Below are 7,139 nucleotides of genomic sequence, written 5' to 3'. Positions count from 1 at the left end.
CTGACGCCATGAACGAGCGCGAATTCGGCAGGTCAGGACAGCACGCATCCGTCATCGGCCTCGGCACGTGGCAGCTGGGCGCGGACTGGGGCGACGTGGACGACAAGGACGCCCTCGCCGTGCTGGAGGCGGCGGCGGAGTCGGGGGTCACCTTCTTCGACACGGCCGACGTGTACGGCGACGGACGCAGCGAGCAGACGATCGCCACCTTCCTGCGCGGCAGGCAGGACCTGCACGTGCTGGTCGCGACCAAGATGGGCCGCCGTGTCGACCAGATCCCCGAGAACTACGTCCTCGACAACTTCCGTGCCTGGAACGACCGGTCACGGCGCAACCTCGGCGTCGACCGCATCGACCTGGTGCAGCTGCACTGCCCCCCGACCCCCGTGTACTCCTCCGACGAGGTGTTCGACGCCCTCGACACCCTGGTCGAGGAGGAGCGGATCGCCGCGTACGGCGTGAGCGTCGAGACGTGCCAGGAGGCGCTGACGGCGATCGCCCGCCCGAACGTGGCGAGCGTCCAGATCATCCTCAACCCCTTCCGCATGAAGCCGCTCCGTGAGGTGCTGCCTGCGGCGGCCGCGGCCGGCGTCGGCATCATCGCGCGCGTCCCGCTGGCCTCCGGCCTGCTGTCGGGCAAGTACACGAAGGACACCGTGTTCGGCGAGAACGACCACCGGACCTTCAACCGGCACGGTGAGGCCTTCGACCAGGGCGAGACCTTCTCCGGCGTCGACTTCGCCACCGGCGTGGAAGCCGCGGCCGAGTTCTCCGCGCTCGCCCCGGAGGGCTTCACCCCGGCCCAGCTCGCGCTCCGCTGGATCGTGCAGCAGCCCGGCGTGACCACCGTGATCCCGGGTGCCCGCTCCCCGGAGCAGGCCCGCGCCAACGCCACCGCCGCCAAGCTGCCGGAGCTGTCCGCGCAGACGCTCGACGCGATCGGTGAGCTGTACGAGCGCCGGATCAAGGAGCAGGTCGAGGGCCGCTGGTAGCGGTTCCTCGCCCGAAACCGAGGAGGCGGCTCCACCCGGAGCCGCCTCTTTCCCGTCGTCCCGACCTGAGTGGCTTCCCCCTGCCGACTCCCTGAGCGGACGTCGGCCCGAACCGCTCCCGCGCGAGGACCCACCGCAGGCGCCCCGCATCCAGGTGACCGGACGTGGCAGGCGCACAGCGTCCACCGGACGTCGCGCACGCCCCGCATCCAGGTGACCGGACCTCGCGGGCGTACCGCCAGAGCACGTGCGTCACGCCGGCCCCGGACCCGGTCGTTCACCACGGTGTCACCGTCCGGACGCGCCCGTCGCTTCCCGCACTTCGCGGAGCCTTCTATCCTCGCGTCGGGCCGCCGCCCGAAAGCCGTCGGGTGCGGGCCCGTTGGACCTGTCCTGCACCGCTCCACCGTCGGAAGGCGACACCGCACATGCGCCCACCATGGCTGCGTACGGCGAGACGGCTCGGCATCCGATCGGCCGCCCTCCTCGTGACCAGCGCCCTGGCCCTGGCCGTTCCGTCCCCGGCCGTCGCGGCGGCCCGCCCGGCCGACCGGCCGGTCTCCTACGTCGACCCGCTGATCGGCTCGGCGAACGGCGGCAACACCTACCCCGGCGCGACCCTCCCGTACGGGATGATCGCCTGGTCCCCGACCAGCACCACCGGCGACCAGACCAGCACCGGGGCCGCCAACGGCTATCAGTACGACGCCACCCGCATCCGCGGGCTGAGCCTGACCCACGTCAACGGCGCCGGCTGCAACCCGGGCGCCGCGGGCGACGTCCCGATCATGCCGTTCGTCGGCGACGTGACGTCCTCGCCCTCGGCGGACACCAAGGACGCCGTCTACGCGGCCGACTTCGCGCACGCCGACGAGAAGGCCGTACCGGGGCGCTACACCCTCGGTCTCAAGTCCGGGGCCGGCGCGGACCTGGCCGTCGGCAAGCGGGCCGGCGTCGCCGACTTCAGCTTTCCGGCCGGCCGTCCCGCCAACCTGCTGTTCCGCGTCTCCAACTCCCTCAACGGCAGCGAGGACGCGCACGTCGACATCGACACCGCGCACCGCAAGGTCACCGGCTGGGTGCTCACCGGCGCCTTCTGCGGCCGCCGCGCCAACGGCGGGACCAACAACCGTAAGAGCTACTACAAGCTGTACTTCAGCGCCTCGTTCGACCGGGCCTTCTCCTCCGTCGGCACCTGGAAGGACAACACGCTCTCGGCGGGCTCCACCTCCGCCTCCGGGGGCGAGGGGTACGCCACGGGAGCGGACCGCGCCGGCCGCGGCTCCGGCGGCTACGTCGGCTTCGACACGCGCTCTGACAACGATGTCCGGATGCGGATCGGCATCTCCTACGTCAGCCTCGACGGCGCCGAGGCCAACCTCCGCGGCGAGATACCCCCGCGGGCGAGCGTCGACGACGTGGCCCGTGCGGGCGCCGACGCCTGGAACCGCGAACTGAGCACCGTGCGCGTCGCGGGCGGCAGCACCGCGCGGCGCACCACGTTCTACACGGCGCTCTACCACTCCCTCATGCAGCCGAACCTCATCAGCGACGCCGACGGCCGCTACCACGGCATGGACGCCGAGGTGCACCGCCTGGCACGCGGCCAGCGGGCCCAGTACAGCAACTTCTCGGGCTGGGACCAGTACCGGGCGCAGATCCAGCTGCTCGCCCTGCTCAAGCCGAGGATCGCCGGCGACTTCGCCCAGTCGCTGTTCAACTTCGCCGGGCAGAACGGCGGGGTGTGGGACCGCTGGGTGCACGTCAGCGGCGCCACCCACGTCATGACCGGCGACCCGTCGGCGGCCACCCTGGCCACCTTCTACGCGATGGGCGTCCGCGACTTCGACTACGAGGGAGCCTTCGAGTCGCTCGCGCGCCAGGCCACCGTGCCGCACGCGGACGGACTCTCCGACGCCGGCTGCCCCGGGCAGTGCGTGGGCCAGCGCCCCAACCTGGCCCAGTACCTCGGCTCGCACTACGCGGCCCAGGACGTCTGCCACTGCTGGGGCGGTGCCGCCGAGACCCTGGAGGACGCCGTGGCCGACTCCGCGCTGGCGAAGTGGGCGAAGCTGCTGGGCCGCGACGAGGAGGCGGCCGCCTTCGCCGAACGGGGCGGCTACTGGCGCAACGTCTTCAACCGCGACGCCACGGCCGACGCCGGTTACGTCCAGGCCCGGAATCTCGACGGATCGTGGGTGACGCCGTTCAGCCCGGGCAGCGACCGCGGCTTCGCGCAGGGCACCAGCGCCACGTACACCTGGATGGTGCCGCAGGACGTCCAGGGGCTGGCCGCGGCCATGGGCGGCCGGGAGCGTGCCGCCGAACGCCTCGACGGGTTCTTCCACACGGCGGACGGCGCGTGGTCGGTGCGCGGCGGCGACCCGCTCCGCTACGACCCCACCAACGAGCCCGGCATCCACGCCCCTTGGCTCTACAACGCCCTCGGACAGCCCTGGAAGACCCAGGCGACCGTGCGGCAGATCCTCGACACCGTCTACGGCACCGGTCCCGCGGGACTGCCGGGCAACGACGACCTGGGCACCATGTCCGCCTGGTACGTCTTCTCCGCGCTCGGGCTCTACCCGCAGACCCCGGGCAGCGGCGCGATGCTGCTGGGCGCCCCGCTGTTCCCGGAGGCGGTCGTCGACCGGCCGGGCGGGACCGGCATCACCGTCGAGGCCCCCGACGCCGACGCGGCGCACCCGTACGTCGGCGCCGTAAGGCTCGACGGCCGCACCACGAACCGCTCATGGGCGGGGGCCGGCCTGGTGAAGAGGGGCGGCACGCTCACCTACCGGCTCGCCGAGCGGCCCAACACCTCGTGGGGCACCGACCTCGCCGGTCTGCCGCGGTGACCGCTGCGGCTCCGTGCGGACACTCAGCGTGTTCTCATGGAGCCGCACCCCCGGGACGGGAACTGAACCTGTCCGTAACGGCGTTCAAGCTTTCGAAGGACGCCGCACGGTGTGCGTCGCGAGCCCGCGGTGTGACGGCCTTCACGTTCATGTGTCGGACAGTGATGAATTCCTTACAAGGGATACACGTACCGGTGTGCATAGAGGCATCGTCAGACCGCGGGAGGTTCTTCGTGCGACCGTTCACGCTCAACTACGCCCTGCCCACAGGGCAACCGGCGGCCGCCCTGCCTCCGTACCACTTCGACGCCTCCCTGCAGCTGAACGTGCTGCCGGACGGACGCCCGGCGGTCAGTGACCGTGCGTTGCTGATGGCCGCGGGGACCACGACCTCCACCGCCGGTTCCCAGACGCACTTCGACGACTGACGGACCGCCGCGGATGACGGTCCTGGTCCTCACCGCCGAGGAGGATGTCACCGCCGACATGGTGGTGGCCGAACTGAACGCACGCGGTGTCCCGGTGGTACGGCTCGACCCCGCCGACCTCCCCGACAAGGCGGTCCTGTCCGCCGACTACGCGCACGGCGACTTCGAGGGCCACCTGTCCGTGAACGGCCATGTGCTCAGCATGACGGGCCTGCGCTCGGTGTGGGTGCGGCGGCCGGGTGAACCGGCCGCCCACGCGGCCCATGCCTCGCCGTGGCTCACCGCCGAGACCCGGCAGGCCCTGTTCGGCATGCTCTACTCGGCCGTCACCCGCTGGATGAACCACCCCGGCAGCGCCGAGCAGGCCCGGCACAAGCCGTGGCAGCTGCGCGTCGCCCACCTCAGCGGCTTCGCGGTGCCGCCGACGGTCGTCACCACCGCGCCGCGTGTGGCGCAGCAGTTCGCGGAGGAGTACCGCGACGTGGTGGTGAAGTCCGCGTCGGGACCGCCGCCCGGGGACCCGACGGTGTCCCTGCCGACCACGCTGATCGGGCCCGACGCGGACTTCTCCGGCGTGGCGGCAGGACCCGCGCTGCTCCAGCGCTACGTCCCCAAGCGGGCCGACATCCGGCTGACCTGTGTCGGGTTGCGGCTGTTCGCCGCCCGGAAGACCGCCGCGCCCGGGCAGATCGACGGGCGTTACGGCGACACCGGCCACCTCTGGGAGACCACCTCCGTGCCGGACCGCGTCGCCAAGTCGGTCCAGGAGTACATGGCGTTCACCGGGCTCGCCTACGCGGCCTTCGACTTCGCGGAGGACGCCGAGGGCCTCTGGTGGTTCCTGGAGTGCAACCAGGGCGGGCAGTTCGGCTTCGTCGAGCTGGAGACCGGGCAGCCCATCGCCGAGGCGGTCGCCCTCTGGCTGGCCTACCGAAGACCCGGCTCCGACACCCGGACGGACTGAGCGGCACGGCCGCTCACGGCCCGTCAGGTGCGCGCGTGCTCTCCCGTGGACCGCGACAGCATCATCTCGGCCTGGCGCCTCTCCCGCGCCGCTTCCAGACGCGGACGGAGTCGGTTGACGCCCGGCGCGCGAGGGCCGTGCCGCCCGTACGGCTGTGCCTGTGGCGCGGCGCGACCGACACCGCCGGTGCGGGCGTCCCCGGATCACCGGCGAACGGGAACAGAATGACCTCGGGGCGCGTGTCGAGATCCCCGTCCCTGCTGCGTCCCCGCAGTGGACACGGTCACAACGGCCGTGGCGCACCGAGGAGAACACCATGGCCAAGTACCTGCTGCTGAAGCACTACCGGGGCGCGCCCTCGCCGGTCAACGACGTGCCGATGGACCAGTGGACGCCGGAGGAGGTCACGGCCCACGTCCGGTACATGCAGGACTTCGCGGCCCGCCTGGAGCGCACCGGGGAGCTCGTCGACGTCCAGGCCCTCTCCCCGGAGGGCATGTTCGTCCGCCACGACGGCGAGGGGCGGCCCCCGGTCACCGACGGCCCGTTCGCGGAGACCAAGGACCTGATCGCCGGCTGGATCATGATCGACGTCGAGACCCACGAGCGGGCGCTCGAACTGGCCGGCGAGCTGTCCGCGGCCCCGGGCGCGGGCGGCAGACCCATCCACGAGTGGCTGGAGGTGCGTCCGGTGATGGCCGCGCCGCCGACCATCACGGAGTGAGACGCGTGGACGAGGCACTGCTGCGGACCCTCACCCCGGCGGTGATCGGTGTCCTCGTCCGCCGCGGAGCCGACTTCGCGGCGGCCGAGGACGCCGTGCAGGACGCCCTGGTCGAGGCGGTGCGCCGGTGGCCGGAGGACCTGCCCCGGGACCCCAAGGGCTGGCTGGTCACCGTGGCGTGGCGCAAGTTCCTCGACGCGGCCCGCGCCGACGCCTCCCGGCGCCACCGCGAGGTGCGCGTCGAGGTCGAGCCCGCACCCGGCCCGGGCGAGGCGGTGGACGACACGCTCCAGCTGTACTTCCTGTGCGCGCACCCCTCCCTGACGCCGGCCTCGGCCGTCGCGCTCACCCTGCGCGCGGTCGGCGGCCTGACCACCCGGCAGATCGCGCGGGCCTACCTCGTGCCGGAGGCGACGATGGCCCAGCGGATCAGCAGGGCCAAGCGGACGGTCTCCGGCGTCCGCTTCGACCGCCCCGGCGACGTCGGCACCGTGCTCCGGGTGCTCTACCTGGTCTTCAACGAGGGGTACTCCGGCGACGTCGACCTCGCCGCCGAGGCGATCCGGCTCACCCGCGAGCTGGCGGCCCGGATCCCCGACGAGGAGGTCGCGGGCCTGCTCGCGCTCATGCTGCTGCACCACGCCCGGCGCCCGGCGCGGACCGGCCCCGACGGCGCTCTCGTGCCGCTCGCCGAGCAGGACCGCGGCCTGTGGGACACCCGGCTGATCGCCGAGGGGGTTGGCGTGCTCCAGGCGGCGCTCGCCCGCGACCGGCTGGGCGAGTTCCAGGCGCAGGCCGCCATCGCCGCGCTGCACGCCGACGCCCCCTCGGCCGAGGAGACCGACTGGGTGCAGATCGTCGAGTGGTACGACGAGTTGGTGGCCCTCACCGGCAGCCCGGTGGCCCGCCTCAACCGTGCCGTCGCGGTCGGCGAGGCCGACGGCCCCCGGGCCGGCCTTGCGGCCCTGGCGGACCTCGACCCCGCCCTGCCGCGCCACACGGCCGTCGCGGCCTATCTGCACGAGCGGGACGGCGACACCGCCACCGCGGCACGGCTCTACGCGGAGGCCGCCCGGTCGGCCACCAGCCTGCCGGAGCGCGAGCACCTCACCCGCCAGGCGGCCCGGCTCAACGCCCGCCTGCGCGGGTGAACACCGCACGGCGGACGCGGGG

The 7,139-nt window shown here is 73.0% G+C and carries 6 protein-coding genes; all 6 read left to right on the top strand.

Annotated elements, in window-relative coordinates:
- Positions 1-8 precede the first annotated feature (8 nt).
- The 6 genes from ACZ4VA_RS07665 (at position 9) to ACZ4VA_RS07640 (ending at position 7,117) form a co-directional block, all read left to right on the top strand.
- Entirely contained in the window at positions 9-992 is a 984-nt protein-coding gene (locus tag ACZ4VA_RS07665) for an aldo/keto reductase (RefSeq protein WP_355789287.1), read from the top strand.
- Between the two features lie 428 nt (positions 993-1,420).
- Positions 1,421-3,850, top strand: a complete 2,430-nt coding sequence (locus ACZ4VA_RS07660; protein ID WP_468080283.1) for a GH92 family glycosyl hydrolase — start codon at positions 1,421-1,423, stop codon at positions 3,848-3,850.
- Between the two features lie 233 nt (positions 3,851-4,083).
- Positions 4,084-4,278 carry a putative ATP-grasp-modified RiPP gene (gene tgmA / locus ACZ4VA_RS07655; RefSeq protein ID WP_355794446.1) on the top strand — a complete coding sequence of 65 codons (195 nt, stop codon included), beginning with the start codon at positions 4,084-4,086 and terminating at the stop codon, positions 4,276-4,278.
- Positions 4,279-4,291: 13 nt separating this feature from the next.
- Positions 4,292-5,242, top strand: a complete 951-nt coding sequence (tgmB, locus tag ACZ4VA_RS07650; RefSeq protein ID WP_468080281.1) for an ATP-grasp ribosomal peptide maturase — start codon at positions 4,292-4,294, stop codon at positions 5,240-5,242.
- A gap of 316 nt (positions 5,243-5,558) precedes the next feature.
- Positions 5,559-5,966 (top strand): YciI family protein, encoded by a 408-nt coding sequence (locus ACZ4VA_RS07645; RefSeq protein WP_355795499.1) that lies wholly within the window; start codon positions 5,559-5,561, stop codon positions 5,964-5,966.
- Positions 5,967-5,971: 5 nt separating this feature from the next.
- A complete protein-coding gene (locus ACZ4VA_RS07640; RefSeq protein ID WP_356239765.1) occupies positions 5,972-7,117 on the top strand; it encodes an RNA polymerase sigma factor in 1,146 nt (381 codons plus the stop codon).
- The last annotated feature ends 22 nt before the right edge of the window (positions 7,118-7,139 follow it).

The sequence above is a fragment of the Streptomyces sp. NPDC028308 genome, from assembly GCF_055565855.1.
The sequence above is the reverse complement of the archived record's forward strand: the minus strand, read 5'-3'. Positions and strand labels throughout refer to the sequence as shown.